The sequence below is a fragment of the Methyloceanibacter sp. genome (assembly GCF_035650995.1).
In the GTDB taxonomy this organism is placed as follows: domain Bacteria; phylum Pseudomonadota; class Alphaproteobacteria; order Rhizobiales; family Methyloligellaceae; genus Methyloceanibacter.
Window position 1 is genome coordinate 1 of sequence record NZ_DASRGO010000082.1, and the last position, 3,698, is coordinate 3,698.

The 3,698-nt window shown below is 64.8% G+C and carries 5 protein-coding genes; 3 read left to right on the forward strand and 2 right to left on the reverse strand.

Annotated elements, in window-relative coordinates; translation table 11 throughout:
- Together VFB18_RS06540 and VFB18_RS06545 are read left to right on the forward strand one after the other, a co-directional pair.
- Positions 1 to 1,410 (forward strand): M3 family oligoendopeptidase (locus VFB18_RS06540; RefSeq protein WP_324972489.1); only part of this gene is annotated, 1,410 nt, incomplete at its 5' end.
- 38 nt (positions 1,411 to 1,448) lie between these two features.
- Positions 1,449 to 1,667, forward strand: coding sequence for a hypothetical protein (locus VFB18_RS06545; protein ID WP_324972492.1), 219 nt, complete (start codon positions 1,449 to 1,451; stop codon positions 1,665 to 1,667).
- Positions 1,668 to 1,672: 5 nt separating this feature from the next.
- On the opposite strand, the gene VFB18_RS06550 is transcribed toward VFB18_RS06545, so the two are convergent.
- Complete coding sequence (locus tag VFB18_RS06550; protein ID WP_324972494.1) at positions 1,673 to 2,119, reverse strand: DUF411 domain-containing protein; 447 nt, start codon at positions 2,117 to 2,119, stop codon at positions 1,673 to 1,675.
- A 57-nt stretch (positions 2,120 to 2,176) separates the two neighbouring features.
- Positions 2,177 to 3,121: an endonuclease/exonuclease/phosphatase family protein gene (locus VFB18_RS06555; protein ID WP_324972496.1), complete on the reverse strand. Its 945-nt coding sequence runs from the start codon at positions 3,119 to 3,121 to the stop codon at positions 2,177 to 2,179.
- Between the two features lie 112 nt (positions 3,122 to 3,233).
- Here VFB18_RS06555 and VFB18_RS06560 point away from each other — a divergent pair.
- Positions 3,234 to 3,698, forward strand: a 465-nt coding sequence (locus VFB18_RS06560) for an AarF/UbiB family protein (RefSeq protein WP_324972499.1), incomplete at its 3' end; no start/stop codon positions are given.

Sequence of the window (3,698 nt, forward strand, 5' to 3'; positions counted from 1 at the left end):
GCGCATTACCGGCCCTGGCTCGAGGACATCCGCAAGGAGAAGCCTTATCAGCTGGAGGATCGCCTCGAGCAATTGTTCCACGAAAAATCGGTGACCGCCTATTCCGCCTGGAATCGGCTGTTCGACGAGACCATCGCCGGCCTGCGCTTCAAGGTGGCGGGAAAGTCGCTCGCCATCGAGCCGGTGCTCAACCTGCTGCAGGATCCGAACGAGTCGACGCGCAAGGCCGCCGCCACGGCGCTGGCGACGACGTTCAAGGAGAATCTGCGCCTGTTCGCGCTGGTCACCAATACGCTCGCCAAGGACAAGGAGATTTCCGACCGCTGGCGCGGCTTCGCCGACGTCGCCGACGCGCGGCATCTGTCGAACCGGGTCGAGCGCGAGGTGGTCGACGCGCTGGTGCAGGCGGTGCGCGCGGCCTATCCGCGCTTGTCACATCGCTATTACGCGCTCAAGGCGCGCTGGTTCGGCAAGAAGCGGCTGCCGCACTGGGACCGCAATGCGCCGCTGCCGAAAGCGCCGGCGCGCACCATCGGCTGGAACGAGGCGGAAGCCACGGTGCTCACCGCCTATGGCGACTTCTCGCCGAAGATGGCGGCGATCGCCGAGCGCTTCTTCAAGAACAACTGGATCGACGCGCCGGTGCGTCCGGGCAAGGCGCCCGGCGCCTTCGCGCATCCCACCGTGCCCTCGGCGCATCCTTACGTGCTGCTCAACTATCAGGGCAAGCCGCGCGACGTGATGACGCTCGCGCACGAGCTCGGGCACGGCGTGCATCAGGTTCTCGCCAACGTGCAGGGCCCGTTGATGGCGCCGACTCCGCTCACGCTTGCCGAAACTGCGAGCGTGTTCGGCGAGATGCTGACCTTCCGCGCGCTGCTCGATCAGGCGCCGTCGGCGCGCGAGCGCAAGGCGCTGCTCGCCGCCAAGGTCGAGGACATGATCAACACCGTGGTGCGCCAGATCGCTTTCTACAATTTTGAGCGCAAGGTTCACACCGAGCGGCGCGAGGGCGAGTTGACCAGCGACCGGCTCGGCGAGATCTGGCTCGAGGTGCAGCGCGAGAGCCTAGGTCCCGCGATCGAGCTCAAGGAAGGCTACGAGACGTTCTGGTGCTACATCCCGCACTTCATCCATTCGCCGTTCTACGTCTATGCCTATGCCTTCGGCGATTGCCTGGTGAACTCGCTCTATGCCGTGTACGAGAAGGCCGAAAAGGGCTTTGCCGACCGCTACCTCGAAATGCTCGCGGCAGGCGGCACCAAGCATCACAAGGAGCTGCTCGCGCCGTTCGGGCTTGATGCTTCTGACCCCGGGTTCTGGTCGATGGGTCTCAAAGTGATCGAAAGCCTGATCGACGAGCTCGAAGCCATGGACGAGGGGCCAAGGGCCAAGAAATCCAAGCGCTAGTCGCTCTCTCTCGTTGTACGGACCGTATAACCGAGCTGATGCAGCGGCTTGGCCTGAGGCGCGAACAAGAGTTGCATATCCTCGAGTTGCCGGGCGGAGGCTTCCAGGCCCTCCCCTATGATCCCGACTTCGCGAAGACGATGGAACTCGTCGAGGCCACCGCCCTGATGCTGGCGGTGGCGGCAGGCGAAGTCAGCGAGGAAAGTCTCGCCCGCTGGATCCGGGACAACTGGCCTGACGACGAGCGAAGCGCGTAGCGCGCTCAGTGATGTGCGAAGACGGACGTCGTGCCGTCCTTCTTCAACAATAGCACGTCGTAGGGCTCGAACTCGCCGCCCTGCTCCATGCCCGGAGAGCCGGCCGGCATACCGGGCACGGTGAGCCCGACCGCGTCGGGATGCTCGGCCACGAGGCGCTTGATGTCGGAGGCGGGCACATGGCCCTCGATCACGTAGCCGTCGATCTTGGCGGTGTGGCACGAGGCGAGCGTCTCGCTGATTCCCGCCTGGCGCTTGATCGCCGCAAGCATCGATGGTTCGACCGCGTTGACGGTCACGGCGAAGCCGTTCGACTCGAGATGCTTCACCCAATTTCCGCAGCAGGAGCAAGTGGATGATTTCCACACTTCGATTGCAGTCTCGGCCGCGGCGAAAACGGGCGTGCCCCACAGCAGGGCAATTAAGAGCGCGAGGATTGGTCGTATGGCCATGGGAGTTCCTCCTCTACCGGAAGCATGACTCTGCGCGGCGACACCGACAACCCTCTTTCACCTCGGACTGGGCGCGAGCGCGATGTCGGCGATCACCGGACTGTGATCGGAGCCGAGCCGCGGTCCGGTCCTTGTCGCGATCTTGACGAAGCCCGGCGAGGCGAACACGTGGTCGACGGCGACGAAGGGCAGAAGCGGGGTGCCGTGCACGTGCAGCGGCCAGGTAAAGTGGAACGTGTTGTACCGCTTGAGCTCCGTCGCTTGCGTGAAGCCGGTCAGCTTGTCGGTCCACGGTGTCAAGTTGAAGTCGCCGGCCACGATCAGTGGCCCGTGGTGCTGGCGGACGAAATTCACCAAGGTGAGGACGTCGGCATATTGCAGCGAAGGATAGAAAGGCCGCGCCAAGTGCGCGCCGGCGATCGTCACCTCCATCCCATTTACCTCGATCTTGACGAAGCGCAGCATGAGCGAGGCCCAGGGCGGCATGCCGCCGCGGTCGACGCGGCCGTTCTCGATGAAGCTGTGCTTCGACAGTATCACTAGGCCGTTATCGCCGAGGCTGTAGGGATAGCGCGCGCGAAGCGACTCCTTGAGCTTGTCCCAGTTCGCCGGGGTCATTTCCTGCATCACGACGAGATCGGCATCGGTGTCGGCGAGGAACTTGGCGACGTCGTCGATTCTTTGGTTGTGATACCAGACGTTGAAGGTCACCACCCTCAGGAAGCGCGGGGCGCCTTCTGGCGCCTCCTCCGCACCGCCCTCCAGCGCGAGCGTGAAATGGGTGCAGTTGACGATGGCGAGGAGGAGCGCGAGCACCGTGATAAGGCCACTGCGCGCCGCCGCCGCGAGGGCGAGCACGATAAACATGCCGGCGATGAGGAAGGGGAGGCCGTTATTGACGATGTCGAGCGCCGGGATCCACCTCGCGGCGAGCCCGAGCAGGGTGAGACCCGCGCCGATGGCAAATCCCGCCTTGGCGAGCGTCTTCACAAACGATGGCATGTCGAATTTTGGTCTTTCTTCAGGATGATAGGCGGCAAGCAAGGCGCGCGACGGGAAGCGCCCCTATATGGGGGATCAGGCTCCTTGTCGATAAGGCCACGAAGACGCACCCATGAACGACCGCCAAGAGGACAAGGAAAAGAACCGGTTCAGCGCACGCGCCATGCGCTATGCCTCGGTCGGCGCCAATGTCGGCGGCGTTGCCGCGCGCATCGCCGGACGCCGCCTATTCGGCCTCGACCCCGAGCGCGACAAGGACGCGGCGGCGCTCGCCGCCGCGCTCGGCGGGTTGAAGGGCCCGATCATGAAGGTGGCGCAGCTCCTCGCCACCATCCCCGAGGCGCTTCCCGCCGAATATGCCGCCGAGCTCGGCCAGCTCCAGAGCGCCGCGCCGCCGATGGGCTGGCCCTTCGTCAAGCGGCGCATGGCGGCGGAGCTCGGTCCCGACTGGGAGGCGAAGTTCGCAAGCTTCGAGCACGAGGCCGCGGCCTCTGCTTCGCTCGGGCAAGTGCACCGCGCCCTCGGCCATGACGGGCGCGCACTCGCCGCCAAGCTGCAATATCCCGACATGCAGTCG

Excerpts from the sequence above, each read along its gene's own strand:
- VFB18_RS06555 (WP_324972496.1), bottom strand. The coding sequence starts at position 3,121 with ATGCCATCGTTTGTGAAGACGCTCGCCAAGGCGGGATTTGCCATCGGC.
- VFB18_RS06545 (WP_324972492.1), top strand. The coding sequence starts at position 1,449 with ATGCAGCGGCTTGGCCTGAGGCGCGAACAAGAGTTGCATATCCTCGAG.
- VFB18_RS06550 (WP_324972494.1), bottom strand. The coding sequence starts at position 2,119 with ATGGCCATACGACCAATCCTCGCGCTCTTAATTGCCCTGCTGTGGGGC.